Annotated in this window: 25 protein-coding genes; 5 read left to right on the top strand and 20 right to left on the bottom strand. The window is 55.8% G+C overall.

Annotation, left to right across the window (positions count from 1 at the left end; genetic code table 11):
• Positions 1 to 100: 100 nt before the first annotated feature.
• The 3 genes from HVZ52_RS21010 to HVZ52_RS21000 are packed head-to-tail and all read right to left on the bottom strand — an operon-like array spanning position 101 to position 3,583.
• Positions 101 to 1,042, bottom strand: coding sequence for an ABC transporter substrate-binding protein (locus tag HVZ52_RS21010; protein ID WP_019077849.1), 942 nt, complete (start codon positions 1,040 to 1,042; stop codon positions 101 to 103).
• Positions 1,043 to 1,071: 29 nt separating this feature from the next.
• Complete coding sequence (locus HVZ52_RS21005; protein ID WP_016155386.1) at positions 1,072 to 2,067, bottom strand: hypothetical protein; 996 nt, start codon at positions 2,065 to 2,067, stop codon at positions 1,072 to 1,074.
• Positions 2,060 to 3,583: a sugar ABC transporter ATP-binding protein gene (locus HVZ52_RS21000; RefSeq protein ID WP_016155468.1), complete on the bottom strand. Its 1,524-nt coding sequence runs from the start codon at positions 3,581 to 3,583 to the stop codon at positions 2,060 to 2,062. Before HVZ52_RS21000 ends, HVZ52_RS21005 begins: the two co-directional genes overlap by 8 nt.
• A 114-nt stretch (positions 3,584 to 3,697) precedes the next feature.
• Here HVZ52_RS21000 and HVZ52_RS20995 point away from each other — a divergent pair, with 114 nt between their 5' ends.
• Together HVZ52_RS20995 and yjdP are read left to right on the top strand one after the other, a co-directional pair.
• Positions 3,698 to 5,962, top strand: a complete 2,265-nt coding sequence (locus HVZ52_RS20995) for a hybrid sensor histidine kinase/response regulator (protein ID WP_181598656.1) — start codon at positions 3,698 to 3,700, stop codon at positions 5,960 to 5,962.
• Between the two features lie 69 nt (positions 5,963 to 6,031).
• The gene (gene yjdP / locus HVZ52_RS20990) at positions 6,032 to 6,361 is read left to right on the top strand and encodes a DDRRRQL repeat protein YjdP (RefSeq protein WP_181598655.1); all 330 of its coding nucleotides are present in this window, start codon (positions 6,032 to 6,034) and stop codon (positions 6,359 to 6,361) included.
• A 69-nt stretch (positions 6,362 to 6,430) separates the two neighbouring features.
• On the opposite strand, the gene phnP is transcribed toward yjdP, so the two are convergent.
• The 16 genes from phnP to HVZ52_RS20910 all read right to left on the bottom strand — a co-directional run bounded on the left by phnP (position 6,431) and on the right by HVZ52_RS20910 (position 18,377).
• Complete coding sequence (gene phnP / locus HVZ52_RS20985) at positions 6,431 to 7,189, bottom strand: phosphonate metabolism protein PhnP (RefSeq protein WP_016155390.1); 759 nt, start codon at positions 7,187 to 7,189, stop codon at positions 6,431 to 6,433.
• Between the two features lie 9 nt (positions 7,190 to 7,198).
• Complete coding sequence (gene phnO, locus HVZ52_RS20980) at positions 7,199 to 7,633, bottom strand: aminoalkylphosphonate N-acetyltransferase (RefSeq protein ID WP_046274567.1); 435 nt, start codon at positions 7,631 to 7,633, stop codon at positions 7,199 to 7,201.
• The gene (gene phnN / locus HVZ52_RS20975; protein WP_016155392.1) at positions 7,620 to 8,174 is read right to left on the bottom strand and encodes a ribose 1,5-bisphosphokinase; all 555 of its coding nucleotides are present in this window, start codon (positions 8,172 to 8,174) and stop codon (positions 7,620 to 7,622) included. The genes phnO and phnN overlap by 14 nt, the downstream gene beginning before the upstream one ends.
• A gap of 2 nt (positions 8,175 to 8,176) precedes the next feature.
• Complete coding sequence (phnM, locus tag HVZ52_RS20970) at positions 8,177 to 9,313, bottom strand: alpha-D-ribose 1-methylphosphonate 5-triphosphate diphosphatase (protein WP_016155393.1); 1,137 nt, start codon at positions 9,311 to 9,313, stop codon at positions 8,177 to 8,179.
• Positions 9,310 to 9,996 (bottom strand): phosphonate C-P lyase system protein PhnL, encoded by a 687-nt coding sequence (gene phnL / locus HVZ52_RS20965; RefSeq protein ID WP_016155474.1) that lies wholly within the window; start codon positions 9,994 to 9,996, stop codon positions 9,310 to 9,312. Before phnL ends, phnM begins: the two co-directional genes overlap by 4 nt.
• A 116-nt stretch (positions 9,997 to 10,112) precedes the next feature.
• Positions 10,113 to 10,871 (bottom strand): phosphonate C-P lyase system protein PhnK, encoded by a 759-nt coding sequence (gene phnK / locus HVZ52_RS20960; RefSeq protein WP_003844769.1) that lies wholly within the window; start codon positions 10,869 to 10,871, stop codon positions 10,113 to 10,115.
• On the bottom strand, positions 10,868 to 11,659 hold the full coding sequence (gene phnJ, locus HVZ52_RS20955) for an alpha-D-ribose 1-methylphosphonate 5-phosphate C-P-lyase PhnJ (protein ID WP_249417963.1): 792 nt from the start codon (positions 11,657 to 11,659) through the stop codon (positions 10,868 to 10,870). Before phnJ ends, phnK begins: the two co-directional genes overlap by 4 nt.
• Positions 11,660 to 11,705: 46 nt before the next feature.
• Positions 11,706 to 12,773 (bottom strand): carbon-phosphorus lyase complex subunit PhnI, encoded by a 1,068-nt coding sequence (locus HVZ52_RS20950; RefSeq protein ID WP_065554800.1) that lies wholly within the window; start codon positions 12,771 to 12,773, stop codon positions 11,706 to 11,708.
• A complete protein-coding gene (gene phnH, locus HVZ52_RS20945; protein ID WP_003031824.1) occupies positions 12,773 to 13,357 on the bottom strand; it encodes a phosphonate C-P lyase system protein PhnH in 585 nt (194 codons plus the stop codon). Before phnH ends, HVZ52_RS20950 begins: the two co-directional genes overlap by 1 nt.
• The gene (gene phnG, locus HVZ52_RS20940; protein WP_019077841.1) at positions 13,354 to 13,806 is read right to left on the bottom strand and encodes a phosphonate C-P lyase system protein PhnG; all 453 of its coding nucleotides are present in this window, start codon (positions 13,804 to 13,806) and stop codon (positions 13,354 to 13,356) included. Before phnG ends, phnH begins: the two co-directional genes overlap by 4 nt.
• Positions 13,807 to 14,532, bottom strand: a complete 726-nt coding sequence (phnF, locus tag HVZ52_RS20935) for a phosphonate metabolism transcriptional regulator PhnF (protein WP_016155477.1) — start codon at positions 14,530 to 14,532, stop codon at positions 13,807 to 13,809.
• 20 nt (positions 14,533 to 14,552) lie between these two features.
• Positions 14,553 to 15,332, bottom strand: coding sequence for a phosphonate ABC transporter, permease protein PhnE (phnE, locus tag HVZ52_RS20930; protein ID WP_016155398.1), 780 nt, complete (start codon positions 15,330 to 15,332; stop codon positions 14,553 to 14,555).
• Positions 15,333 to 15,437: 105 nt separating this feature from the next.
• Complete coding sequence (gene phnD, locus HVZ52_RS20925) at positions 15,438 to 16,454, bottom strand: phosphonate ABC transporter substrate-binding protein (protein WP_016155399.1); 1,017 nt, start codon at positions 16,452 to 16,454, stop codon at positions 15,438 to 15,440.
• An 80-nt stretch (positions 16,455 to 16,534) separates the two neighbouring features.
• Positions 16,535 to 17,323, bottom strand: a complete 789-nt coding sequence (gene phnC, locus HVZ52_RS20920; RefSeq protein WP_181598653.1) for a phosphonate ABC transporter ATP-binding protein — start codon at positions 17,321 to 17,323, stop codon at positions 16,535 to 16,537.
• 132 nt (positions 17,324 to 17,455) lie between these two features.
• Positions 17,456 to 17,902, bottom strand: a complete 447-nt coding sequence (gene yjdN, locus HVZ52_RS20915; RefSeq protein WP_016155401.1) for a VOC family metalloprotein YjdN — start codon at positions 17,900 to 17,902, stop codon at positions 17,456 to 17,458.
• A 139-nt stretch (positions 17,903 to 18,041) separates the two neighbouring features.
• A complete protein-coding gene (locus HVZ52_RS20910; protein ID WP_003031835.1) occupies positions 18,042 to 18,377 on the bottom strand; it encodes a zinc ribbon domain-containing protein YjdM in 336 nt (111 codons plus the stop codon).
• A 539-nt stretch (positions 18,378 to 18,916) separates the two neighbouring features.
• Here HVZ52_RS20910 and crfC point away from each other — a divergent pair.
• Together crfC and HVZ52_RS20900 are read left to right on the top strand one after the other, a co-directional pair.
• Positions 18,917 to 21,274: a clamp-binding protein CrfC gene (gene crfC / locus HVZ52_RS20905; protein ID WP_181598652.1), complete on the top strand. Its 2,358-nt coding sequence runs from the start codon at positions 18,917 to 18,919 to the stop codon at positions 21,272 to 21,274.
• Entirely contained in the window at positions 21,271 to 22,164 is an 894-nt protein-coding gene (locus HVZ52_RS20900) for a diguanylate cyclase regulator RdcB family protein (RefSeq protein ID WP_103284309.1), read from the top strand. Before crfC ends, HVZ52_RS20900 begins: the two co-directional genes overlap by 4 nt.
• A 30-nt stretch (positions 22,165 to 22,194) precedes the next feature.
• On the opposite strand, the gene kdgT is transcribed toward HVZ52_RS20900, so the two are convergent.
• On the bottom strand, positions 22,195 to 23,193 hold the full coding sequence (gene kdgT / locus HVZ52_RS20895; RefSeq protein WP_016155482.1) for a 2-keto-3-deoxygluconate transporter: 999 nt from the start codon (positions 23,191 to 23,193) through the stop codon (positions 22,195 to 22,197).
• Between the two features lie 699 nt (positions 23,194 to 23,892).
• Here kdgT and proP point away from each other — a divergent pair.
• Positions 23,893 to 25,395: a glycine betaine/L-proline transporter ProP gene (proP, locus tag HVZ52_RS20890; protein WP_016155405.1), complete on the top strand. Its 1,503-nt coding sequence runs from the start codon at positions 23,893 to 23,895 to the stop codon at positions 25,393 to 25,395.
• Positions 25,396 to 25,421 lie beyond the last annotated feature (26 nt).

Here is a 25,421-nt window from a genome sequence, read left to right as displayed (position 1 = left end):
TCATGCCGGATGGCGCTGCGCTTATCCGGTCTACAAAATCATACCGATCTTGTAGGTCGGATAAGGCATTTTTGCCGCCATCCGGCGTTGTTGTGGCGGGTTATTTCACCGTCCAACCCTTATAGCTGCCGACGTTGTTTTTATCGATCATCGTCACCGGGATCAGTACGGGCTCTTTCGGGGCGGGTTTCCCCTGCAATATGTCATAGCCGATTTCGACCGCTTTGGCAGCCATCACCTGCGGATCTTGTGCAGGCGTCGCCACAAATAGTGAGTTTTCCCGCTTCAACGCTTCTTCAGCGTCTGGCGATCCGTCTACGCCGACAATAAAGAATTCGCTACGTTGTGCCTGTTTTGCTGCCAGATCGGCACCGATCGCCGTAGGATCGTTAATGGCGAATACGCCGTCGATCTTCGGATTCGCCGCCAGCAGCGCGGTCATGATCTCCAGTCCGCCTTCGCGACTGCCTTTGGCGTTTTGGTTATACGACAGCACTTTGATATCCGGGTGACGTTTAAACTCGGTCTGGCAGCCTTCCACGCGGTTCTGGACGGCGGAAACCGGCGGCCCGTTGATAATGACGACGTTGCCTTTCCCTTTCAGACGGTCGGTAATGTATTTACAGGCCATTTCACCCGCCTGGGTGTTATCGGAGGTAATGGTCGCATCTGCGCCTTCCGCCGCTACGTCAACGGCAACCACCACAATCCCTGCGTCTTTCGCGCGTTTTACCGCTGGGCCGATGCCTTTGGAGTCGGCGGCGTTAAGAATAATCATGTCGACCTTGGCGGCAATAAAGTTGTCGATTTGCGACACCTGTTGTCCCAGATCGTAGCCGCTGGAAACCAGCGTCACTTTAACGCTATCACCCGCCAGTTTGCGTGCTTCCAGCTCCGCGCCTTTGGTGATCTGCACGAAGAACGGGTTGGCCAGATCGCCCACCGTAACGCCGATCGATTTCAGTTCTTTTGCCTGCACAAACGGAGCTGCAGCAAGCAGTGCGCCAGCACAGAGCGCGGTGACTAAGGGCTTCAATCTCATGCTGTATTCCTCGAAGTAAGATGTTGTTGTTATGCACTTTGATGGTGTCGGGTACGGTATTTGTCGATCAGTACCGCTATGATGATCACCGCCCCTTTGATCACCAGTTGCCAGAAATAGGAGACGCCCATCAGCGTCATGCCGTTATTGAGCGTGGCGATAATCAACGCCCCTACCAGCGTGCCGGTGATGGTACCGATCCCCCCAACAAAGCTGGTACCGCCGAGGATCACCGCCGCGATGGCGTCCAGCTCGTAACCCATGCCTAAGTTGCCGTTGGCGCTGTATAGCCGCGAGGCGCTCATCACCCCGCCAAGACCTGAGAGCACACCGCTCATGCCGTAGACGAACAGCAGCACCAGCCACACTTTGATACCGGTTAAACGAGCGGCCTGCATATTGCCGCCGACCGCATAAATATGAACGCCGAGTGTGGTGCGCCTAAGAATGAACCAGCACATCACCACCACCGCCAGTGCAATGACCACTAGCCACGGAACCGGACCAAGATAGTTGTTACCGATCCACTCAAAGCTGATATTGGAATTGATCACCGTCGTGCCGTCGGCCAGCAGATAGGCCGCGCCGCGCAGCGCCGTATACGTTCCAAGCGTGACGATAAACGGTGGCAGTCCGGCAAAAGCAACCAGCGCGCCGTTAAACAACCCCAGCACCAGACCGAGCATCAACGCCGCCGGAATCGACAGCATGGCAAATTCAGGGATCAGCGAAACGACCATAGCCGCGACGGCGGTGGTGCCGAGAATCGAGCCAACCGAGAGGTCGATCCCGCCGGTCAAAATAATGAAAGTCATGCCAGCCGCCAGCACGATGTTGATCGACGCCTGGCGGGTTATATTCAACAGGTTGCTTTCGGTAAAAAAGTTTGGCGCGATAAAGCCAAATACCGCCACTATCAGGATGAGAATCGGCAAGATGCCGACCGTTTGCATCAGATCGCTCATCAGCAATTTTTTCGCGGAGGCGGATTTCGCCACCTGCTGGGGAGTGGTTGGATTATTCATGGGACACCGCCTGATGATGGGAGTCGTTCACGCCGGTTGCCAGCGTCATAATATTTTCCTGGGTAATACTTTGCCCGTTCAGCTCACCGGCAATGCTGCCTTCCCGCATGACGTACACGCGATCGCTCATACCGACAACTTCCGGCAATTCGCTGGAGATCATCAGGATCGCCACGCCTTTGCGCGCCATGTCGTTCATGATCCGGTAGATCTCGCTTTTGGCGCCAACGTCTACGCCGCGCGTGGGTTCATCGAGGATCAAAATGCGTGGGCCGATCGCGACCCAGCGTGAAATCAGCAGCTTTTGCTGATTACCGCCGGACAGCCCGCCCGCGCGTACCTGGGCGTGCGGAACGCGGATGTTGAGCAATTGGATGGCGTCATCGGAAATAGCCTGCGCCTTTTTGCGATCGAGCATGCCCCAGTTGGCGTCACGTTCCAGCGTCGCCATGGTGATGTTCTCTGCTGCCGCCAACTCTAAAAACAATCCCTGCTCTTTGCGGTTTTCCGTCAGAAAGCCAATGCCGTGGTCAATCGCCTCGCGAGGGGAGTGGATCACCACCGGTTCACCGTCTACTTCAATCATGCCGCCGATGGCTTTACGCACGCCAAAAATCAGTTGAGCCAGTTCAGAACGCCCGGCGCCGACTAACCCGGCAAGGCCGACGATCTCCCCGGAGCGCACCAGCAAACTGCACGGCTGGACTTTATGGCCGTCGGTCAGGTGGTGGACGTTGAGGCGCGCTTTACCTAAGGGAATATCGCGCTCTTTGTTGAACAAATCGCTTAACGGTCGGCCCACCATCATGCGCACCAGCTCAGAGGCGTTGAGTTTGTCTCGGGTCAGGCTGCCTACATATTGCCCGTCGCGCAGAACGCTGACGCGGTCCGAGAGTTCATACACCTCCGCCATGCGGTGGCTAATGTAGATAATCGCCATCCCCTCATCGCGCAGGCGCATGATCAGTTCAAACAAGCGGTGGGTTTCACGTGAGGAGAGGGCGGCAGTGGGTTCATCCATCACCAGAATGCGGCTGTTACGGTGCAGGGCGCGGGCGATTTCCACCTGCTGCTGTTCGGCGATGGTCAACGTCATCACGCGATCGCTGGCCTTAAACTGGGCGCCGAGCCGGTCGATGACTTTTTGCGACTGCATCACCATCTCTTTACGCTGGACCAGACCGCCGCGCGACAGCTCGCTGCCAAGAAAGATATTTTCCGCCACCGTCAGGTTCGGCGCGAGCTGCATCTCCTGGTAAATCAGCGTGATGCCTGCGCTGAGCGCGTCTTTTGGCCCGCGAATGTGAAACGGCTGACCGTCGATCAGGATCTCACCGCTGGTGGCGGTATACGCGCCCGCAAGGATCTTCATCAGGGTGCTTTTCCCCGCGCCGTTCTCACCCATCAGGGCATGAATCTCACCCGGCCAGACCGTTAAATCGACCCCTTTCAGCGCGTAAAATTTACCAAACGCTTTGGCAATGTTGCGCATCTCCAGAACCGGTGTCCTGCTCATAGCGGATCTCCTGTGGGGTGGCCGATATCAGCAGTCCATCACAGGAATGTAAATGCAAAATGTCAGAAGCCGTTCATATTTGTCATATTGCGATTTTTCTTCACGGAGCGTGATATGCCGCAACCAGGACGTCACTTTTTCGCCAGTGCGCGCGGACGATTGCTGTTCTTCAATCTGCTGGTGGTGACGGTCACGCTGATGGTAAGCGGTGTGGCGGTGCTGGGGTTTCAGCATGCCAGTCAAATCCAGGAACAGGTGCAGCAGCAAACCGTTGACGACATGACCGGCAGCATGAACCTGGCCCGGGATACGGCGAACGTGGCGACGGCGGCGGTACGGCTGTCGCAGGTGGTCGGCGCGCTGGAATACAAAGGTGAAGCGGAGCGGCTGCAGGAGACGCAACGGGCGCTGAAGCATTCGCTGGAACAGTTGGCCACCGCGCCGTTGGCGCAGCAGGAGCCGGCGCTGGTCGAGCGTATTATTCAGCGCAGCCAGGAGCTACAAAGCAGCGTGGAAGGTATGCTGCAGCGCGGGCAACGGCGACATCTGGAACGTAACGCCCTGCTCAGTTCGCTGTATCAGAATCAAAGTTATTTACGTCATCTGCAAAAGCTGACCGGCGCGCAGGATTACGTGCTGCTGGGGCAGATAGACCGCTTAATTGTTGCCGCCATTGAAACACCCACGCCGCGTTCGGTGGTGAAACAACTGGACGGCGTGATGCCCGCGCTGCCTGTGCAAAATAGCAGTCCGCTGATTACCAACATCCTCACCGACTTCAACCAGGAGTTGCATAAGCTGGAGCCGCTCTCTTCTGCGCTTGAGCAGAGCGATTTGGCGATCAACTGGTATATGTTTCATATCAAAGCGCTGGTGGCGATCCTCAACAGCGATATCAACCGGTATGCTTCGCAGGTGGCGCTGATCTCCGAACAGCGGGTAGCGCAAAGCCATCAGGAACTGCAATCTGGCGCGTTGTTTATTTTGGTATTTGCGCTGTTGGCGGTGGTGATCACCGGTTTTGCCGGCTGGTATATCTACCGTAACCTCGGTTCTAACCTGACGGCCATTTCGCGGGCGATGACCCGGCTGGCGCACGGTGAATCGGACGTTAGCGTCCCGGCCCTGCAGCGGCGCGATGAGCTGGGCGAGCTGGCCCGCGCCTTTAGCGTCTTCGCCCGTAATACGGCATCGCTGGAGCACACCACCCGACTGCTAAAAGAAAAAACCAGCCAGATGGAAATCGACCGCACCGAGCGCCAGGGGCTGGAGGAAGCGCTGTTGCACAGTCAGAAACTGAAGGCGGTAGGGCAACTGACGGGCGGATTAGCGCATGATTTCAATAACCTGCTGGCGGTCATTATTGGCAGCCTGGATCTGGTGAACCCAGACTCTCCTGACGCGCCACGGGTCAATCGGGCGCTAAAAGCCGCCGAGCGCGGGGCGCTCCTTACCCAGCGGCTGCTGGCCTTTTCGCGCAAACAGTCGTTGCATCCCCATGCGGTGGAGCTGAAAACGCTGCTGGAAAATTTGGGCGAACTGATGCGCCACTCTCTTCCGGCTACGTTGACGCTGGAGATTGAAGCCCAGTCTCCCGCCTGGCCCGCGTGGATTGATGTCAGCCAACTGGAGAACGCCATTATCAATCTGGTGATGAATGCCCGTGACGCCATGGACGGGCAGGCGGGCACCATTAAAATCCGTACCTGGAATCAGCGGGTCACGCGCAGCGATGGGCGTAAGCAGGATATGGTGATGCTGGAAGTTGCCGACCAGGGAAGCGGGATGTCGCAGGAGGTGAAAGCTCAGGTCTTCGAGCCGTTTTTCACCACCAAACAGACCGGCAGCGGCAGCGGGCTGGGGCTGTCTATGGTCTACGGTTTTGTGCGCCAGTCCGGTGGCCGCGTGGAGATTGAAAGCGCTCCTGGGCAGGGAACGACGGTCAGATTGCAGCTTCCTCGCGCGGTTGTACCGGTGCAGACACCGGTGGAGACAATCGCACAGCACACTCCGACTCGCGGTGAAAAACTGGTGCTGGTTCTCGAAGATGAAGCCGATGTGCGCCAGACGTTATGTGAGCAATTACACCTGCTGGGCTACCTGACGTTAGAGGCTGCCAACGGCGAACAGGCTATGCATATGCTGGCGGCTTCATCCGAGATTGATATTTTTATCAGCGACTTAATGCTGCCCGGCGGTTTAAGCGGTGTGGATGTGATTAATCATGCGCTGGCACATTATCCACAACTGAACATCCTGCTGATTAGCGGCCAGGATTTACGTCCGGCGCATAACCCGGCGCTGCCGGATGTGGCGTTATTGCGTAAGCCCTTCACCCGGGGAGAACTGGCGCAGGCGCTGCGGCATTCGCGTAATTGAGATTCCTCCGCTACCCGCGCAAATACGCTTTGATTACCGTGGGGCGAGTTTCTTGATGAGGCTAGTTTTATGCAACGCTCCGCGACATTCTTACTTTTCACTCTGCTGATGATGACCACCGTATCGGTGCAGGCCGATATTATCGATGACGCCATCGGCAATATTCAGCAGGCAATTAACGACGCATACAAACCGGACAGCGGGCGGGATTATGACGACTCTCGTGATGAAAGCTGGCAGCGACAGATGAGTGACGATCGTCGCAGGCAGTATGATAATCGCCGCCGCCAGTTTGAAGACCGCCGCCGCCAACTGGATGACCGCCAGCGCCAGCTCGATCAGGAACGGCGTCAGTTAGAAGACGAAGAGCGCAGAATGGAAGAAGATTATGATCGTTAGCGCAATTTTTCGCTGGCAAGGTTATAGGGGGCAGAGACCTGTTAACAAGCCTTTAAGTGCGATGTAAACCTACCTCAGCACAATCTCCATTCCGTCATACCCGGCTTCGAGCCCTGTCGGTAGCGGATTCTCCATCATCCACAAATCAAACTGATGACTGATATGCGTCAGGATCACCCGTGGGCAGCGGATAACCTCGTTCAAGGCGATAACGGTATTTACATCGCTGTGATTGCGCGGCGGCTCGGCGCGCGGGGCGTGGCTGCAGTCGATGATAATCACCTGAGGCTGGTTATTGTGGAGAAACTTCAGCGTCTTGTCGGGAAGTCCGGCGGTATCGGAGAGCCACGCTACGCGGCTGTGCGCGGTCTCCAGCAGATAGCCAAACGTCAGCTTTGAATGGTTGAGCGGGAGTGGCGTCACCTGCAACCCTTGCAGGTTAAACACCACGAATGGCGCGACGGTATGGCTAAAATCGAGGATGCCAGGGTGCTTAAACAGATCGTCGCATCCCTGTTCATCCGGCGGACCGTACACCGGGATAGTCGCCCCCACGCCCCAGCGCAGCGGAAACAGCCCCTGCACGTGATCCATATGGTAGTGGGTGAGCAGAAACTGCTGGAAGCTGCCTGCTGGCCAGTCGTCCATCAGATGCGGGATCCCCGCATCCAGCAGCGTCACCGCATTGTTAAATTTGACCACCCCGCTACAAGGGCGTCGACGGTATTGCGCCTGTAAGCGTGCTCGTTGGCAAGCCGCACAGTCACAGCCAAATGCCGGCACCAGTTGCGCGCCGCCGGTTCCCGTCAGCGTAATGGTCAGACTCATGGCTCCCCCCTACAACGGTTTGGTGAAGCGAAAATGGCTCATGGTATAGCCTTCGCGCTGGTAAAAGCGGTGCGCGTCAAGGCGTTGGGTACTGGTAGAAAGCTCGGTTATTTCTGCGCCCGCTTCGCGCGCGGTGGCTTCGGCCCAGGCCAGTAACTGACTACCCACTTTTAGTCCTCGCGCCTGTGGCATCACCACCAGTTCCTGGATCTCGCCAATCCAGTTGGCGTGGTGCAGATGAAACTGCAGGTGCAGACCGATCAAGCCGACGACCTGTCCGTCGAGCAGCGCCAGCTGGTAGTGCATATTGGGATCTTGCAGATTTGCGGCGTAGCCGGCGCTAAAGGCCTGCAGGTCGAATTGGCCCTGTTTCAACTCACAGATAAGCGCGTAAACCGCATCGGTATCGTATAGTGTGGCGCGGCGTAATTCACAGACAGACATGTTTCTTCTCCTTGCGTCCCATCAGGGTGAGCAGTGTATCGACAGACTGTAGCAAACTTCCATCATTGTTCAGGACGTGGCAGTCATACGGCGTGTAGCGCGCCGCGCGTTCAAGGCGGGCAGCGATTTCCGTTTCGCTCTCCCGTCCACGTGCCTGCAGGCGCTGGCGTAAAATGGCCGGGGAAACCTGTAAGCAAATGGGAAGTAAAGAAGCGCCGTAACGGGCCTGCGCCTGGGGCAGATGCGCGCGCGAGCCGTTGACCACCACATCAAAACCGGCGTGCAGCCAGAGGTCAATCTCTACGCCGACGCCGTAATAGAAGCCGTTGGCGTGCCAGCTCAGCGCCAGCAGGTTCTGCCCGGCGCGGGTAAAAAACTCTGGTTCGCTGAGGGCAATATGGTTTTCATTCCCTGCGTTGGCGGCGCGGGTGATGTAACGGTGCGCCACCAGCAGTTGCGCAGGTTCCTGCTGGCGAAGTTCTGCCAGTAGACTGTCCTTACCGGAGCCGGACGGCCCCATCAGCCAGATCAGTTTCCCCATAGTCAGAATACCCTTTTGCCCTGACGCCAGACGTGGTCGATATGGATGTGATCGCCTTTGCGATGCGCCAGCACCAGATCCGCGCGTTTACCTTCGGCTACAACGCCACGATCGTCGAGATTTAATGCCCGCGCCGGATTGCGGGTCACCAGACGAATGGCCTGCGGCAGCGTAAAGCGGTTGGCGTCATCGTCTGCCACGCGGAATGCCGCATCGAGCAGGCTGGCGGGGTAGTAGTCGGAGGAGAGAATATCCAGCAGCCCCAGCTCAGCAAGCTTATGCGCCGCAACGTTGCCGGAGTGAGAACCGCCGCGCACGATGTTGGGCGCGCCCATCAGCACGTTCATGCCATGCTGGCGCGAGGCCTCTGCGGCGGCAAAGGTAGTAGGAAATTCGGCGATCACGCTGCCAAGTTGATGCGATTCCAGCACATGATCGCAGGTGGCATCGTCATGGCTCGCCAGCGCTATCTGGCGCTCACGACACATCTGAGCAATCGCCGTGCGGTTGGGTTGCGACCAACGTGCAGCCAGAGCTAACTGTTCTTCTTCGTAGCGGGCCATTTGCTCGTCGGTAAGTGAATACTTGCCCTGATAGTACTCGCGGTACTTCTCGCGATTGGCAAACTGACGCTGGCCGGGGGAGTGGTCCATCAGCGATACCAGCGTCACCGGCTCACGACTGACCAGTTTTTCAAACAGCGGTAGGGTGGTGTGATGCGGCAGCTCGCAGCGCAAATGCAGGCGGTGCTCGGCGCGATTGACCCCGCGCTTTTGCGTCTCTTCCACCGCGTTGATCATCTTCTCGAGATTTTCCAGGCGGTCGCCACCGTCGCGCACATCGCCAATCGCCACCGCGTCCAGCACGGTGGTAATGCCGCTGGCGACCATCAGCGCGTCGTGGCTGCTCATCGCCGAGTGGGCGGGCCAGTCTACCTTCGGGCGCGGGGTGAAAAACTTGTCGAGATTGTCGGTATGCAGCTCGATAAGCCCTGGCAGCAGCCAGCCGCCTTCTCCGTCCATCGCTTGGGCCAGTTGGCTCTGACTTTCGGCAAAGGCGCGGATCGTTCCGCCCTCAATTTCCAGCGATCCTTGCACCACTTCATCTTCCAGCACCAGCTTTACATTATTGATAATCATGCTGTTGTTCCCATCAGGTGCAGGCGATCCGCGACGCGGTCGCGCACGGTTTGATCGTGAAAAATGCCGACAATTGCCGCGCCGCGGGCTTTCGCTTCTTCAATCAATGCGACGACGGCGGCGCTGTTTTTGGCGTCCAGCGAGGCGGTGGGCTCATCGAGGAGTAGAATCGGGTAATCGACGATAAACCCTCGGGCGATATTGACGCGCTGCTGTTCGCCCCCGGAAAACGTCGACGGCGCCAGATGCCACAGCCGCTCCGGCACGTTCAGGCGGGTAAGCAGGTTAGCCGCTTTGGCTGCGCACTCCTCGCGTGACACGCCGAGATCCAGCAGCGGCTGCATCACCACATCCAGCGCAGAAATCCTTGGGATCACGCGCAAGAACTGGCTGACCCAGCCGATGGTTGAACGGCGAACTTCCAGCACTTTACGCGCCGGAGCCTGCACCAGATCGACCCATTCGTCGCTGTGGCGGATGTGGATGTGTCCTTCATCCGGCAGGTAGTTGGCGTACAGCGAACGCAGCAACGTGGATTTGCCGCTGCCAGAGTGACCGTGCAGCACCACGCATTCGCCGTTTTTAACTTCCAGCGTGGCGTCTTGCAGCACCGGCAGACGCACGCCGTTTTGCTGATGCAGTACAAAGGTTTTACTGACGTTTTCAACGCGGATCGCGTTCATTTTTAGCCTCTTTAAGCATTTTTGCGTTCGATTGCCTGATGGCGTTTCGCTTATCAGGCCTACAACCGATGCCGATCCGTAGGCCGGGTCGCGAAGCGCCACCCGGCAAGACAAAATCAGTTTTGCAAAACAGATGACACCAGCAACTGGGTATACGGATGATGCGGATCGTCGAGTACGCGGTCGGTTAACCCACTTTCCACCACCTGACCCTGCTTCATCACCAGCAAACGGTCGGCCAGCAGGCGCGCTACGCCCAGATCGTGGGTGACAATAACCACTGCCAGATCCAGTTCCACCACCAGGCCGCGCAGCAGGTCCAGCAGTTTGGCCTGTACGGAAACGTCCAGACCGCCGGTGGGCTCGTCCATAAACACCAGTTTGGGATGGGTGACGAGGTTGCGGGCGATCTGCAGTCGCTGCTGCATGCCGCCGGAAAAGGTGGTTGGCAGGTCGTCGATACGCGAGGCCGGGATCTCCACTTCCTCCAGCCAACGCTGCGCGGTGGCACGAATGTCGCCGTAGTGGCGCGCCCCGGTGGCCATCAGGCGTTCGCCGATATTGCCGCCAGCGGAGACCTGACGGCGCAGGCCATCCAGCGGATGCTGATGCACCACGCCCCATTCGGTGCGCAGCAGACGGCGACGGTCGGCCTCGTTCATGCCGTACAGCGAACGGTTCTGATACAAAATCTCACCGCTCTGCGGCGTCAGCCGTGAAGAGATCGATTTCAGCAGCGTGGTTTTGCCGGAACCGGACTCGCCGACGATACCCAGCACTTCGCCAGGCCACAGGTCAAAAGAGACATCGCTGAAGCCCTTGCCCGGCGCGTAGAGATGGGTCAGGTTGTTGACTGAAAGCAGCGGTTGCGTCATTTGCTGAGGGCCTCATTCTGTTGGCGGCAGTAGTCGGTGTCGGAGCAGACAAACATGCGTTTGCCGGTGTCATCGAGCACCACTTCATCGAGATAGCTGTGGGTTGAGCCACAGATGGCGCAAGGCTCATCCCAGCTCTGCACGGTAAACGGGTGATCGTCGAAATCGAGGCTTTCCACGTGGGTATAAGGTGGAACGGCATAGATGCGTTTTTCGCGGCCTGCGCCAAACAGTTGCAGGGCCGGCATCATGTCCATCTTCGGATTGTCGAATTTTGGAATTGGCGACGGGTCCATGACGTAGCGGTCGTTAACCTTCACCGGATAGGCGTAAGTGGTGGCGATATGGCCGAAGCGGGCGATATCTTCATACAGTTTCACCTGCATGATGCCGTACTCTTCCAGCGCGTGCATGGTGCGGGTTTCCGTTTCGCGCGGCTCGATAAAGCGTAACGGCTCGGGGATCGGGACCTGGAAGATAATGATCTGGTCTTCCACCAGCGGCGTTTCCGGGATGCGGTGGCGGGTCTGGATCAGCGTCGCGTCTTCCGTGCGCTCGGTGGTGTTCACCCCGGTCACGCGTTTAAAGAAGTTGCGAATCGACACGGCGTTAGTGGTGTCATCCGCGCCCTGGTCAATTACCTTCAGCACGTCCGGCTCGCCAATCACGCTGGCGGTGAGCTGAATACCGCCGGTTCCCCAGCCGTAGGGCATCGGCATTTCACGTCCGCCAAACGGCACCTGGTAACCGGGGATCGCCACCGCTTTCAGAATCGCGCGGCGGATCATGCGTTTGGTCTGCTCATCAAGATACGCAAAGTTGTAGCCGGAGAGGTTAGTGGTCACGGGTGGCCTCCTGTTGCAGGCGTTTGAGCAGTTCCAGCTCGGCCTGGAAATCGACGTAATGGGGAAGTTTGAGGTGCGAAACAAAACCCGCCGCCTCGACGTTATCCGCATGCGCCAGCACGAACTCTTCGTCCTGCGCCGGTCCCGTGACCGATTCATCGTATTCGGCTGCCTGTAGGGCGCGGTCCACCAGCGCCATCGCCATCGCTTTACGTTCGCTCATGCCGAACACCAGCCCGTAGCCGCGGGTAAAATGGGGGGATTCGTTTTCTGGCGCGACAAAACCGTTGACCATTTCACACTCGGTCATCAGCAGTTCACCGACGTTCACCGCAAATCCCAGCTCTTCCGGTACGGTTTCCAGTGCCACATAGCCGCTGCGGATTTCGGCGGCAAACGGGTGATTGCGCCCGTAGCCGCGTTGGGTGGAGTAGGCCAGCGCCAGCAGATATCCCTCATCGCCGCGCATCAGCTGTTGCAGACGTGAGGCTCGTGAACAGGGGTAAACCGGTGGCGTGCGGGTAATGTCGTCGGGCGTGGCACCATCATCCTCTTCACGCTTTGCCAGTCCCTGGTTGGCCAGCAGGGAAAAGACGTGCGGAGAGGCGTCCTGCGCGTCGTCTGCGCTGCGCAGGGGGGGCGTTTCGCCATTGGCCAGCAGGGTAAAATCCAGCAGGCGATGGGTGTAGTCATAAGTGGGACCTAACAACTGCCCGCCGGGAATATCCTTGTAGACCGCAGAGATTCGGCGCTCAAGGCGCATTTCTGCACTGTTAACCGGTTCGCTGACCGCCACCTTTGCCAGCGTAGTGCGGTAGGCGCGAAGCAAAAAGATGGCTTCGACGTTATCGCCGCTGGCCTGCTTCAGCGCCAGCGCGGCCAGTTCGCGGTCGGCGATGCCGCCTTCGGTCATCACCCGGTCGACGGCCAGGTTCATCTGTTGTTCGATTTGCGCCACGCTCAGTTCAGCAATGGTCTCATCGCCCCGGCGTCGGTTTTCCTGCAGGGCGTGGGCGTTGGCTATCGCCTTTTCGCCCCCTTTGACGGCGACGTACATCAGCACACCTCCACATGGGTAGTTCGCGGAATAGCCAGCAGGCGTTCGCCGCAGGTGAGGATCAGGTCGACCCCCAGCGGGAACGGATGCGGGCGTTCGGTGAGTTCGTGAATCAGGCATTCCGGTAGCTGTGGCGCGATCATGCGCTCTTCAGCGATACCGGCGCCGGTCAGACGCAGCATGCGTCCACCGCTTAAGCCAGAGACCTGCACAATCAGCGTGGCGCTGGTTTCTGGCGCGACGGCGGAACCGGCGGAGAGGGCGTTAAGCTGTTCGCTGCTGATGCGTTCGTCGGCGACGGCAAAGGCCGCCAACTGCGGCTGATCCACCAGCGGCGCGTTGGTGTGAAAACGCAGATTCTGCCGGGCGATATCGTTATCCATCGACGGCGCAAGCCAGACCGGCGTGTCGCCATCGACCAGGGTCAGTAGCACGCTGGTGGTTGCCAGGCCCAGTGGCTGCCAGCCGTGTTTCAGTTGATGCAGGGCGACGATCACGCCCGGCTCACTCATGGCCTTCAGCAGGCGACGAAAGCTCTGCTGAGCATCCTGAACAGGTAAATTAAAAGCGGTTTGTAAGGTCATGCGTTATCTCCGCGTACCAGCGTGAAGAAGTCGACCCGGCTGGCGTTGACTTCGGCACGGCGTGCGCTAATCAGCGCATCGCGTTCCGCTTCCAGCGGGGCAATTAAGGTTTCCATTAGGCTCTGGAAATGCGTTTGTTCCTGCAGCAGCGCGTCAATGACCGCGCACTGCTCGGCGTGTTGTTTGTTGCGTCCCAGCAGGTAGCTGTAGCCCAGCGTGCCGCTCTTCAGGCGTACCACTGCGCGGGTAAGCGTGGTATCACCGGCAAAGAAGCGGTTGCCGGTGCCGCCCATGCGAGCCTGGAGCTGCATCAGTCCGCTTTCCGGTGCGCGGATAAGTTCATAGTCTGGCGTCAGTTTGAGCGCGTGGATGCGGGCGTTCAGGGCATCGGCATTGCTGTAAGCCAGCGCGCGCATCCAGCGCTGGCGGGTAGCGGTATCGAAATGCATTCAGTGCTCCATAGTGAATTCAATCATGTCGGCGCGGGTCAGGCTGACGGAGTATTCCGCCGCGTGTTCTTCGCCTTCACGGTGGTTCAGGGTGCGCACGCACAGCAGCGGCGCCATATTGGGGATTTCCAGCACTTTGCTCTCTTTAGCCTGTGCGCGGCGGGCGCTGATGCGCGTTTGTGTGCGCAGGAGCGTCAGACCGGACTGTTCGCGCAGGTAGTCGTGCAGTGAGCCGTTGTTAAAGCCCTGCAGCAGCGGCCATAGCGTGAGGTCGGAAAAATAGTGGTCGATCTGGCACAATGCGATACCGTTTACCCGGCGCAGGGTGCGCAGATGAATCACGTTATCGCCCTCGTTAATGCTGAGCGCATCGGCAATGTGGCTGGAGGCCGGGCGCAGCACCGCCAGCAGTTTTTCGCTGGTGGGGTGGCTGCCCTGGTCCAGCAGGTTCTGGCTAAAGCGCGCCTGGGCATTAAGCGGGTAATCGAATGGGCGCATCAGCACCAGTACGCCGACGCCCTGGCGACGCTGGACCCAACCACGCTCAACCAACTGGTCAATAGCGCGGCGCAGGGTGTGGCGGTTTACCTCGTAGCGCGCGGCAAGCTGATGCTCGGCGGGCAGATAGTCACCGCAGCGATAATGATGACGAAGCTCCTGCTCAAGTCTCGCGGCAATTTCCTGATAACGCGTTGGATAACTGGTCGGATGTGTAGACAAGTGCATAGCAATCAATGCCTCGCTAATCAGATAAAGTGCTTACGCAAACGCTGGGAAAGGAAATCCAGCAGGCTGACGGTGACGATGATTAACACCATCAGGGCGCAGGTTTGCTGGAACTGAAAGCCGCGAATCGCCTCCCATAAAGTCACGCCAATACCGCCCGCCCCCACCATTCCGACCACCGTGGCCGAGCGAACGTTGGATTCAAAGCGATACAGCGAGTAGGAGATAAGCAGCGGCATGACCTGTGGCAGAACGCCGTACAGAATCTCTTCAATTTTGTTGGCCCCGGTGGCGCGAATGCCTTCTACCGGACCCGGCTCAATGGCTTCTACCGCTTCGGAAAGCAGCTTGGAGAGCACCCCGGTGGTGTGGATAAACAGCGCCATTACCCCGGCGAACGGACCTAAACCCACGGCGACCACGAACAGCATGGCGAAGACCATTTCATTGATGGCGCGGCAGGCGTCCATCAGGCGACGCATCGGCTGGTAAATCCACCACGGTACGAGGTTATCGGCGCACATCAGGCCAAAGGGAATCGACAGCACAACGGCGAGGGCGGTACCCCAGACGGCAATTTGCAGGGTGACGGCCATTTCACCGAGATAGTCCTGCCACTGACTGAAGTCTGGCGGAAAGAAGTCGGCAGCGAAGGTCGCCATATTGCCGGAATCCTGGATCAGCGTGAGCGGAGCCATTTCGGCACCTTTCCACGAGACCACCAGCACGGCGAGAAGAATGGCCCAGCTCAGCAGTGAGAACCAGCTACGTTTGGGCGGGGCGACGGTGATGGTTTGCATGTTTAGCTCCGTGCGTAGGTTTATCGCCGGATGGCAGCGCTTGCGCCTTATCCGGCCTACAGAACATCGTCTGCCCGGTAAGCGAAACGCCACCGGGCATCAGGTTTACTGCACCGCTTTAGTCACGCTGGTCATGGCGCCCAGGGCGGCGGTCAAACGGTCAAGGTCGTCGAGCTGCGCTTTCAGCGCCGAGGTTTTGCTGGTTTTCTCTTCCTCGTTCAACCCTTTGTTGCCCTTCACGCCCTGCATCTCTTTAAACAGCGCCAGTTGGCGAATCGGTACCAGTTGCAGGTCGCTGGAGGCACGGAACGGTGCCCATCCCAGGCGTTCCAGTACGGTTTTCTGTTCCGGCGTTTTGCCGTAATTCATAAAGAAGTCGTACACCTTGTCCTTGGTGGTTTCGGAGAGGTTTTTGCGCCAGACGATCGGATCGCCCGGGATCAGCGGTGACTTCCAGATAACCTTCAGCTCTTTCAGTTTTTCCGGCGCGGAGGTTTTCAGCTTGTCGAGGTTTTCGGTGTTGTTGGTGGCGACATCGACCTGTTTGTTGGCGACGGCCAGCGCGTTGGTTTCGTGTCCGGCGTTAACGGTGCGTTTGAAGTCGCTGGCGGAGATGTTGTTTTTGGCGAAGACGTAGTAACCGGGGACGAGGAAGCCTGACGTTGAGTTGGGATCGCCGTTGCCGAATGTCAGATCCTTACGCTTGGCGATCAGATCGTTCAGGTTGTTGATCGGACTGTCTTTGTTAACGATCAACACGCTCCAGTATCCCGGGGAGCCGTCGGCAGCGACGGTTTGGGCAAACACTTGTCCGTTAGCGCGATCCACTGCTTCCATTGCCGAGAGGTTGCCGTACCAGGCGATATCAACTTTGTTAAAACGCATTCCCTGAATGATCCCGGCGTAGTCCGGGGCGAAGAAGGCGTTCACTTTCACGCCCAACGATTTTTCCATGTCCTTCAGGAACGGTTCCCACTGTGGCTTCAGGTTTTGCTGTGATTCGGTCGAAATAATGCCAAAGTTCAGCGCTTTTTCTTGCTCTTCGGCCTGCGCCGGGCTGAACAAGGTGCTGATGCTGAACATGCTGGTAAAGGCCAGCGCGGCAACGGTCTTATAGCTCATGTTGTTTCCTTAATTAGTCTTTGTTCCAGGCTATTTCACTTGCCAGCCTGGCTGCGCCAATAACGCCTGGTTTTTTAGAACTATGCAGCCTGCGCGTTCTGTTCGACGCGGTTCATGCTGCGGTAGAGATGGTCAAAACGATCGTTATCAAAATGCTGGCTGCTGCCATCAAAGAAGACGTTGCCCTGACGAAGCGCGACAATGCGTTCGCAGTAGCGCAGGGCGTAATCCACCTGATGCAGCGTGACGACCACGGTGATGCCGTCGGTCTGGTTAATGTCGCGTAGGGTGTCCATCACGATGCGTGCGGATTCCGGGTCCAGCGAGGCTATCGGCTCGTCGGCAAGGATCACTTTGGCTTGCTGCATCAGCGCGCGGGCAATCGCCACGCGCTGCTGTTGCCCGCCCGAAAGCGTGGAAACGCGCTGGTATGCAAAGTGCGCCATGCCAACGCGGGTCAGCGCCTGTAATGCACGCTGTTTCTGTTCCTGGCTAAACCAGCTAAAACAGGTGCGCCAAAACGGCGTGCTGCCGAGTGCGCCAATCAGGACGTTTTCCAGTACCGTCAGGCGGTTAACCAGATTGAACTGCTGGAAGATGTAGCCGGTGTGGGTGCGGCTTTTGCGGATATCGCGCGCCAGGCGGCCTTCATGTTGAACGGTGCGACCCAGCAGTTCGACGTGGCTACCCGGGGATTTATCACCGACGATCAAACCGCTTAAATGACGTAAAAGGGTGGATTTGCCAGAGCCAGATGGCCCAAGCAGAGCCACCATCTCACCGGAACAGATGTTCAGATCAACCGCATTGAGCGCCTGATGTTGATTGAAGGACTTGGAGAGTTTTTCGACGCGAATAATCGTTTGCATGATGCGGCCTCCCTTAAAAAGTGGCCCCATCGTGGCGGATCAATGTGACGTTTTCGTTAAGGGATGGTTACTTGGTGATGAAGAGTTGAGCGATTTTTGATGACAGTACGGGAGGGCTGGCCTCCCGTTGGATTACTCTGTAGGTTGCTGCTGTTTGACTACGTTGATCATCCACGGTACGCCATACCGATCGCTCACTTTACCGAAACCATGAGCCCAGAAGGTTTCCTGCCAGTCCATTTCGATTTTTCCGTTTGCTGCCAGGTTATCAAACCAGCGTTTGCCTTCGTCGACGTTTTGCGTGTCGAGTACCAGCGTAAAGCCAGAGTAGTGGGCATTTCCGTCGGGGGCGCTATCGCTCATCATGATGTCGCTGCCCGCAACGCGCAGGTTGGCGTGGGCAATGGCGGTATCGGGGAATTTCATGCCTGAAGGGCAACCCTCTTCGCTGTTCTGCGCCGGTTTGGGCATTTCACCGAAGTTGATTTTGTAGAGTAGCTCAGCGCCTAATGTTTTTTGGTAGTAGGCGATAGCATCAGCGCAGTTGCCTGCGAAGGAGATATAGGGACTTAACGGCATAATCTTTACCTCAGGTAAAAGAAACCAGTTAAGTGTAGTTATCGTCTGCAAAAATAAGCCAGGCGGGAAGTATGAGCTTCCCGCCTGGCAGATGAGCTGGCGTCGGCCTGATTGACGTAGCGCCATCAGGCAATTTGCATCAGTTCTTTTTCACAAACTCAGATTTCAGCTTCATAGGGCCAAAGCCATCGATTTTGCAATCGATGTTGTGGTCGCCTTCAACCAGACGGATGTTCTTCACTTTGGTCCCGATCTTCAACATGGAAGAGCTACCTTTTACCTTCAGGTCTTTCACTACGGTAACGCTGTCGCCGTCAGCCAGCAGGTTGCCGTTGGCATCTTTAACGATCAGTTCGTCGCTGTCCTGAGCCGGTTCAGCATCGTTCCATTCGTGAGCGCATTCCGGGCAGATGAACATGCCGTTATCTTCGTAAGTGTATTCGGAGTTGCATTGTGGGCAGTGTGGTAATGACATGTGGATTTCCTCAAAAGTCAGCAGGGGCAAATGCGCCCAAAAATGGCAGATTGCCGAAAAAGGCCGCAATTATACATAAAATCCCTGCTTTTGTCGGGACTACTGCGTGATTATGCAAAATGATCTGCTGTAAAGACCCTTTGCTTTTACCTCAATGAAAGTATGGCGGAATATTTTTTAAGGGAAATTGCTACGCTTAGGTATTTAAGATAAGGTGAGGCGAAATATCTGATATTCATAGGTAACGTTGCTTACGGATGCCTAAGCCATTGTGATTGAATATCATTGACCCCCTTAATTTTAGTAGGGGGATTACGCGGGTATTTTTTAAAACTGAACTACGCTGTTTATCTTTCTTACTTATTACATAAGTGAGAGGCATCCGGCCAGCGGTTATACGCCAAATTTATTTTAATAATATCAGTTGGTTGTTTTGATTTTAATTATTTCTACACGTAATTATAAAAGCCAAAAAATCTATAAATAAAACGATTGGGCTAAATAAAAGTAATGCCATTTGCGTTAAGGAAGAATTTTCCATGCACACACAGACAATATATGAATTAAGTCAGGAAGCGGAACGCTTGCTGATGCTCTCGCTTGAACATCTCAGGCAATTGCAAAAATTGCCTATGACGTCGTTGGATGATGTCGCGCTAAAACAAGGAGAGCATAGCAGACAGGTGGTTCAGCCCCTGCATTTCAGCGCGCGTGGCATGGATGTCCAGCAGGCAACGCTCAATAATGAACTGCGTAAGATTACGCGTCTGGAAATGGTGCTGGCGATTGTCGGTACCATGAAAGCGGGAAAATCGACGACGATTAACGCGATTGTGGGGACCGAAGTTTTACCTAATCGTAATCGTCCCATGACGGCGCTACCAACGTTAATTCGCCATACGCCGGGGCAGAAAGAGCCGGTGTTGCATTTTTCACATGTCACGCCTATCGATGCCTTAATGAAGGTTTTACAGCAGCGCGTGCGCGAGTGCGATCGCCAGCGTCTTACGCAGACCCTGGAAATTGATAAGGATATGAATGTCCTGCTGCAGCATATTGAAAACGGCGTGGCATTTGAGCGGTATTATCTTGGCGCACAGCCTATTTTCCATTGCCTTAAAAGTCTGAATGACCTGGTGCGTTTGTCAAAAGCACTGGAAGTGGATTTTCCTTTTGCCGCCTATGCCGCGATTGAGCATATTCCGGTTATCGAGGTCGAATTTGTCCATTTGGCCGGTCAGGCGAGCTATCCGGGGCAATTAACCCTGCTGGATACGCCGGGGCCGAATGAGGCCGGGCAACCTCATCTACAAAAGATGCTGAATGAACAGCTGGCGCGGGCTTCTGCGGTACTGGTGGTGATGGATTACACCCAACTGAAATCGATTTCCGATGAAGAAGTGCGCCACGCTGTCATGGCGGTCGGCAAGTCAGTGCCGCTGTATGCGCTGGTGAACAAATTCGATCAGAAAGACCGCAACAGTGACGATGAAGAGCAGGTGCGGGCGTTAATTTCCGGCACGCTGATGCAAGGCGGGATTGCCCCGGAGCGAATCTATCCGGTTTCTTCGATGTGGGGGTATCTGGCGAACAGGGCGCGTCATGAGCTGATGGCTCGCGGGCGGCTGCCGGATCACCAGGTGCAACGTTGGGTACAGGATTTTGCCGAAGCGGCGCTTGGCCGACGCTGGTGCACCAACGATCTTGAGGATACGGAGCACATTCGCCATGCAGCCGATCTGTTGTGGGAGGATTCGCTGTTTGAGCAGCCGATCCAGAAAGTGATTCATGCCGCTTATGCCAATGCTTCGCTGTATGCGCTACGCTCAGCGTCGCATAAGTTATTGAACTATGCGCAAAGCGCGCACGAATATCTGGAGTTTCGCGCCCATGGGTTAACGGTTGCCTATGAAAAACTGCGGCTGAACATCACGCATATTGAAGAGGATATGCAGCAGTTAGAAGTGAGTCAGGGGCGGGTGAGTGATGAAGTCAGTCATGAGGTCGAGCTGGCGCTGGAGGCTGCCGCGGCCTATCTCAATGAGCAACAGACTGAGATTCTGTGCGGCATCAACACGTTCTTTATCAAAGAAAACGTCCTGATGATGTCACAACATGGCCAGGGGGCTGGCGTTTCCTCGGCAGAAATGGCCGGAGAAATGCTGGTGTTGCACGATGAAGGTCAGGCGAAAATCGTGCTGGATAAAATGCGCTCGTCCTGTGAAGTTGTCTTGCTGGCAGCGCAGAAAAGCATCAGTCGGGATTTAGCTCTGCGCTTTGAACAGCTTGAGTCGACGCTGTCCCGGGCGCTAAATGACGCCATGCGCCCCATTGAGCAGCGGGTGAAAGAGGAGCTGAACCACGCTGGTTTTCGTGCGCGGATCCGTTTTCCGGCGTTTCATGCGGCGATGTTTAACTTCAACACCCGCCAGTTGTTTAACGAGGCCATTGAGCAGGATATTCCGGCGGAAAATGCGCCGTCAACTGGCGGTGTGGTGCGTGATACCTTCTCTCGCTGGTTGAATCAGCCCAACTGGGGATGGAATGAGTACGTCGAAACAAAAACGCGTTATCTCATTGATATGGGTGCACTGCATAAGAACCTTGTGCACTATGTCACCCAGTTTTGCCAACAAATTCGTAAAGCTTTAGCTGCGCAGGTCGATATTTCCGTTACGGCAGGCATGGCCACGTTTTTTGCTGATTTTTCACTGTGTTTGACGCAATTACAGGCGAGCCTGCGTGAGAGTCTGACCCTGCGCCAGCAAAATGAATCTGCGGTGAATTCCTTGAACGAACAACTGCAGCATCGCATTACGACTGCGGCATGGCTTTATGAAGATTCCCGCTTGCTGCGCGACGATATCAATACCCTTTTTGCAACCGAGCACACATGACTAACGTGTTACTGGAAGGCCCCGGGCGGACGCTGGAGTGTGTCTACCCGAAGTTTATGGTCGATCTGGTTCAGGGAGATGAAACCAAACGTTCCGGCGGTTTTCTGCAACAGCAGCAGCGGCTGCGTGCGCGTCTGACGCAGGAGGTGCTATCCCAGACGCAACTGCGAGCATGGGTGTTGGCAGGCGTGTCCAGCGAGCATCTGGTGATGCGTCTAAAACTGGTGGAAAAACTGGCGGGCATGATCGATCCGGGCCATCTGGCGCTGGTACGGATCGCCGAAGGGTTGATGTTTTTACAACAAACCGAACACCCGCGTGGACTCTCCACGCCTGGTCTTCTGCAGCAGATAAATTCACTCGCTGACTGGTTTACCCAGCGCGGCGCTTATAAAGAGAAGGCGGTGACGCAACGCGGCCTGACGGTGCAAGCGGGCGAACATAGCGAGCAAATTTTTACCCGCTGGCGGGCTGGCGCGTATGACGGCTGGTCGTTACCTGGACGCTGTTTTGTGGCGTTAGAGGAGCTGCGCTGGGGAGCCTTTGGTGACGCCTGCCGGTTAGCAAATGCCGATGTGGTGTCAATGCTAAAAGACAACCTGCGAACGATGGCTGCTCAGGCGCTGGCAGACAGCGTGAATGCGGCCCCCGCCACGCGTCATTACTATCATCATTGGCTCAGCACGCCGGTTGTTGGCGGCTCGGCTGAGCACAACGATATGTTGAGCTGGCTCGGGGACTGGTGCGATGCGCAGCGTCATCCGGTGAGTTGGTCGGTGACGCAGCGTTGGCAAAATGTGGCGTTGGGCATGCCGAGATTGTGTTCGGCGAAGCGGCTGGTTGATGCGATGGTTGAGGAGATTTTTGCACCGTCCCCGCTCATCAATTGAGCAGGAACGGTGAGTGGGATAAAGGCAGGTTTAGTGGTGCAGTGAGTCTGCCGGGGTAGCCGCCGTCTCATTGACGACCGGGTTTTTATTAAAACGTTTGGCATACAGCGCGGTGATAATCGGCACCAGAATCGCGGTGACTATCACGCTGGCGGCAACCAGCGCCGTAGCGGATGCGGCAACCGGTTCAAATGCCGGGTTAATCTGGGCGATAATCACCGGGTTTGCCACTGCAGCGCCTGCTGCAGAAGAGGCTGCTACGCCTGCCGTACCGTTCCCGCCACCAATAACGCGGTCAGCAATAATCAGCGGAATACCGGTGATGACGATAACCGCGACGCCCAGCAGGATGCCCAGCAGACCCGTATCAACGATGACGCTCAGGTTAATCGTGTTGCCCAGCGCGAAGCCGAAGAACGGGATCAGCACCGGCGTGGCTTTGCTGAAGAAGGAACGCAGATCGTGATCCAGGTTACCCAACGCAAAACCAATCAGGAACGGTAATACCGCGCCGACAAAATGGTGTGGTTCGAAGGAAGCCAGACCCGCGGAGCCGAGGATCACCATGGTCATTAACGGACCGGATTCCAGAGACATCAACACAAATGCGCCAGACTCTTCTTTGGTTCCGTACTGGTTCATCAGGCTGGCGTACAAACCGCCGTTGGTCATGTCCATCGCTGAAACAATTGCCAGTACCGAAAGACCGGCAAAGAACCCGGTTTGAATACCGGTATCAGGAATAAATGAAGCAGCAATCATTGCCACTACCCATGCCACGGCTATTTTAGTTAATACCAGTGTGCCGGATTTGCGTAATACCGTGCCGGTTGCCCGTAAATCAATAGATGCACCGATACAAAAAAACCACACTGCCAGAATCGGCACCGTTCCGCTGATCATTCCTTTGGTAAACGAACCGAAATACGCTCCGGTATCCGGAGCTAACGTATTTAACACTGCGCCTAATAACAGAGGAATCAACATCATTCCGCCAGGGATGCGTTCAATCGTGGCTTTAATTTTCATAAGCGTCCTCATCTCTTGTCGCAGGTAATACACGCGCAAGGAAATAAAAATTAATAAATTCAAGTGTTTACTGGTGTTTCTTAACAAGGAAAACAGCTATCTCTTTGTTTTATAAAATCTAACGCGGCATACGTTGAGCGTGTTGCTGCTCCCAGGGATATTGCGTCTGGAATTAGTTTGCATTCATGGGAACATTGATTCAATCAAAATAAAACGATGTTTTAGTTATCTTCATCACATATTCCGAGCAAAAGTTCCTGAGTGCTCTGATAATTAAAAAAGCTGTGATCTTTTTGTGAAGAGATTAGGTGGTTTTTTGCCTAGCAGAATAATAGTGACTGTTGTGATTGTTGGTGCAACAAAGCGATTTATTCTTGTATTTAATTGCCAGAAAATCGCAAGCATTACATGTAAAAAAGTTGACTAAGAATGACCTGATTTACGCATGTTGACGAAATGGAAATCTATATGTGAAGTTGATCACAAATTTAAACACTGTTAGGGTAAAGAGGTCATTAACCGCCCAATCAGGCGTCAACAGGTTCGGTTGTACTGCTCGTTTCTCGTCAGTGTAAGTAAACCTGCTACGCTTGTTACAGGGAATGCGTCTGTGCATTCCCCGCTCGGTGATGACCTTGACGCAGGGGCGTTGAGGGACTCGATCTGTAGCGTGACAGGGCTAAGTCTATGAGGACGAGTATGCTAAAAAGGAAAAAAATAAAACCAATTACGCTGCGCGACGTTACCATCATTGATGACGGTAAACTGCGAAAAGCCATTACCGCGGCGTCGTTAGGTAATGCGATGGAGTGGTTTGATTTTGGTGTTTATGGGTTTGTTGCTTACGCATTAGGTAAAGTGTTCTTCCCGGGGGCTGACCCCAGCGTACAGATGGTTGCTGCTCTTGCCACCTTCTCTGTTCCCTTTCTGATTCGACCGCTTGGCGGATTGTTCTTCGGTATGCTTGGCGATAAATACGGTCGTCAGAAGATCCTCGCTATCACCATTGTGATTATGTCGATAAGTACCTTCTGTATCGGTCTCATTCCCTCGTATGCCTCGATTGGTATCTGGGCGCCGATTCTGCTGTTGCTGTGTAAAATGGCGCAGGGGTTCTCGGTCGGCGGAGAGTATACCGGGGCGTCGATTTTTGTCGCAGAGTACTCGCCAGACCGTAAGCGCGGATTTATGGGCAGCTGGCTGGACTTCGGCTCGATTGCCGGGTTTGTGCTGGGTGCGGGCGTGGTAGTCCTGATCTCAACTATCGTCGGCGAAGAAAACTTCCTTGAGTGGGGCTGGCGTATTCCGTTCTTCCTGGCGCTACCGTTAGGGCTTATTGGCCTGTACCTGCGTCATGCACTGGAAGAGACTCCGGCGTTCCAGCAGCACGTGGATAAACTGGAGCAGGGCGATCGTCAGGGACTGCAGGACGGTCCGAAGGTGTCGTTTAAAGAGATTGCGACCAGGCACTGGCGCAGCCTGCTGGCATGTATTGGTCTGGTGATTGCCACCAACGTCACCTACTACATGCTGCTCACCTATATGCCGAGCTACCTGTCGCATAACCTGCATTACTCTGAAGACCACGGCGTGCTGATTATTATCGCCATCATGATTGGTATGCTGTTTGTGCAGCCGGTGATGGGTCTGCTCAGCGACCGCTTCGGGCGCCGTCCGTTTGTGATTATGGGTAGTATTGCGCTGTTTGTGCTGGCTATTCCGGCATTTATTCTGATTAACAGTAACGTCATCGGCCTGATTTTCGCCGGGTTGCTGATGCTGGCGGTGATCCTCAACTGCTTTACCGGGGTGATGGCGTCAACGTTACCAGCGATGTTCCCGACGCATATTCGCTACAGTGCCCTGGCCGCAGCGTTTAATATCTCGGTATTGGTCGCCGGTCTGACACCGACGTTGGCCGCATGGCTGGTGGAAAGCTCGCAGAATCTGATGATGCCTGCTTATTATCTGATGGTGATTGCGGTGATAGGTTTAATTACCGGCGTGACCATGAAAGAGACGGCTAATCAGCCGCTGAAGGGGGCTACGCCTGCCGCTTCGGATATTCATGAAGCGAAAGAGCTCCTCGGCGAGCACTACGATAATATTGAGCATAAAATCGAAGATATCGATCAGGAAATTGCTGAGCTGCAGCTTAAGCGTACGCGCCTGGTGCAGCAGCATCCGCGGATTGATGAGTAATCATGTGATTTATCATATCCACTTAA

Source organism: Citrobacter sp. RHB36-C18 (assembly GCF_013814485.1).
Classification (GTDB): domain Bacteria; phylum Pseudomonadota; class Gammaproteobacteria; order Enterobacterales; family Enterobacteriaceae; genus Citrobacter; species Citrobacter braakii.
This window is presented reverse-complemented; position numbering and strand designations above follow the sequence as displayed.

Excerpts from the sequence above, each read along its gene's own strand:
- yjdP (WP_181598655.1), top strand. The coding sequence starts at position 6,032 with ATGCAACGCTCCGCGACATTCTTACTTTTCACTCTGCTGATGATGACC.
- kdgT (WP_016155482.1), bottom strand. The coding sequence starts at position 23,193 with ATGAAAATTAAAGCCACGATTGAACGCATCCCTGGCGGAATGATGTTG.
- HVZ52_RS21010 (WP_019077849.1), bottom strand. The coding sequence starts at position 1,042 with ATGAGATTGAAGCCCTTAGTCACCGCGCTCTGTGCTGGCGCACTGCTT.
- phnM (WP_016155393.1), bottom strand. The coding sequence starts at position 9,313 with ATGATTATCAATAATGTAAAGCTGGTGCTGGAAGATGAAGTGGTGCAA.
- phnO (WP_046274567.1), bottom strand. The coding sequence starts at position 7,633 with ATGTCTGTCTGTGAATTACGCCGCGCCACACTATACGATACCGATGCG.
- phnC (WP_181598653.1), bottom strand. The coding sequence starts at position 17,323 with ATGCAAACGATTATTCGCGTCGAAAAACTCTCCAAGTCCTTCAATCAA.
- yjdN (WP_016155401.1), bottom strand. The coding sequence starts at position 17,902 with ATGCCGTTAAGTCCCTATATCTCCTTCGCAGGCAACTGCGCTGATGCT.
- phnJ (WP_249417963.1), bottom strand. The coding sequence starts at position 11,659 with ATGATCCGCCGCGCGATTCTGAAAGCGGTGGCGATCCCCGGTTACCAG.
- phnH (WP_003031824.1), bottom strand. The coding sequence starts at position 13,357 with ATGACCTTACAAACCGCTTTTAATTTACCTGTTCAGGATGCTCAGCAG.
- crfC (WP_181598652.1), top strand. The coding sequence starts at position 18,917 with ATGCACACACAGACAATATATGAATTAAGTCAGGAAGCGGAACGCTTG.
- HVZ52_RS21005 (WP_016155386.1), bottom strand. The coding sequence starts at position 2,067 with ATGAATAATCCAACCACTCCCCAGCAGGTGGCGAAATCCGCCTCCGCG.
- HVZ52_RS20950 (WP_065554800.1), bottom strand. The coding sequence starts at position 12,773 with ATGTACGTCGCCGTCAAAGGGGGCGAAAAGGCGATAGCCAACGCCCAC.
- phnP (WP_016155390.1), bottom strand. The coding sequence starts at position 7,189 with ATGAGTCTGACCATTACGCTGACGGGAACCGGCGGCGCGCAACTGGTG.
- proP (WP_016155405.1), top strand. The coding sequence starts at position 23,893 with ATGCTAAAAAGGAAAAAAATAAAACCAATTACGCTGCGCGACGTTACC.
- phnF (WP_016155477.1), bottom strand. The coding sequence starts at position 14,532 with ATGCACTTGTCTACACATCCGACCAGTTATCCAACGCGTTATCAGGAA.
- phnE (WP_016155398.1), bottom strand. The coding sequence starts at position 15,332 with ATGCAAACCATCACCGTCGCCCCGCCCAAACGTAGCTGGTTCTCACTG.
- HVZ52_RS20995 (WP_181598656.1), top strand. The coding sequence starts at position 3,698 with ATGCCGCAACCAGGACGTCACTTTTTCGCCAGTGCGCGCGGACGATTG.
- phnK (WP_003844769.1), bottom strand. The coding sequence starts at position 10,871 with ATGACGCAACCGCTGCTTTCAGTCAACAACCTGACCCATCTCTACGCG.
- HVZ52_RS20900 (WP_103284309.1), top strand. The coding sequence starts at position 21,271 with ATGACTAACGTGTTACTGGAAGGCCCCGGGCGGACGCTGGAGTGTGTC.
- phnL (WP_016155474.1), bottom strand. The coding sequence starts at position 9,996 with ATGAACGCGATCCGCGTTGAAAACGTCAGTAAAACCTTTGTACTGCAT.
- HVZ52_RS21000 (WP_016155468.1), bottom strand. The coding sequence starts at position 3,583 with ATGAGCAGGACACCGGTTCTGGAGATGCGCAACATTGCCAAAGCGTTT.
- HVZ52_RS20910 (WP_003031835.1), bottom strand. The coding sequence starts at position 18,377 with ATGTCATTACCACACTGCCCACAATGCAACTCCGAATACACTTACGAA.
- phnD (WP_016155399.1), bottom strand. The coding sequence starts at position 16,454 with ATGAGCTATAAGACCGTTGCCGCGCTGGCCTTTACCAGCATGTTCAGC.
- phnN (WP_016155392.1), bottom strand. The coding sequence starts at position 8,174 with ATGGGGAAACTGATCTGGCTGATGGGGCCGTCCGGCTCCGGTAAGGAC.
- phnG (WP_019077841.1), bottom strand. The coding sequence starts at position 13,806 with ATGCATTTCGATACCGCTACCCGCCAGCGCTGGATGCGCGCGCTGGCT.